This is a genomic window from Pelagivirga sediminicola, assembly GCF_003072125.1.
GTDB lineage: Bacteria > Pseudomonadota > Alphaproteobacteria > Rhodobacterales > Rhodobacteraceae > Roseovarius > Roseovarius sediminicola.
Genome location: NZ_QCYH01000085.1, coordinates 1 through 518, shown reverse-complemented (window position 1 = coordinate 518; position 518 = coordinate 1). Strand labels below are relative to the sequence as shown.

1 protein-coding gene is annotated in these 518 nt (G+C 36.9%); it reads right to left on the bottom strand.

The window, feature by feature from the left end; translation table 11 throughout:
• Positions 1–91: 91 nt before the first annotated feature.
• Positions 92–518, bottom strand: a 427-nt coding sequence (gene rplJ / locus DC366_RS19560; protein WP_243405247.1) for a 50S ribosomal protein L10, incomplete at its 5' end; no start/stop codon positions are given.

Below are 518 nucleotides of genomic sequence, written 5' to 3'. Positions count from 1 at the left end.
CAGCAAACGATTTTAAATCTGCCATTTTATTTAAATTTTTGAATTGTGCGTAATAAATAATTAATAATCTATCGAACTTTTAAGGAGTTCGTTAACCTTCCTTTTCTTGTAAAGTTTTAACAATTCCAGCAAGTGTGCTTCCACCAGATTGAAGGGCAGAAACAACGTTTTTCGCAGGAGACTGAAGCAACCCGATGATTTCGCCAATAAGCTCTTCTTTCGATTTCAAGCTTGCTAGTGAATTCACTTGTTCATCACCGATAAACACAGACGAGTCAATATAAGCGCCTTTCAATACTGGTTTATCGCCAGACTTTCTAAGCTCTTTAATTAATTTCGCGGGTGCATTACCTATTTCAGAGAAAAGAAGCGTTGATGAACCTTTTAAGGTACATTTAGCAAAAGCTTTGAATATCGATTCAATTTTATGGTGTTCGTTATTGCCCTCCGCTTGAATATTCAGGTTGCACTTCGCAGCATCGGAGAATGATTTGAAGAAATGTGAGAACATTTCCGTC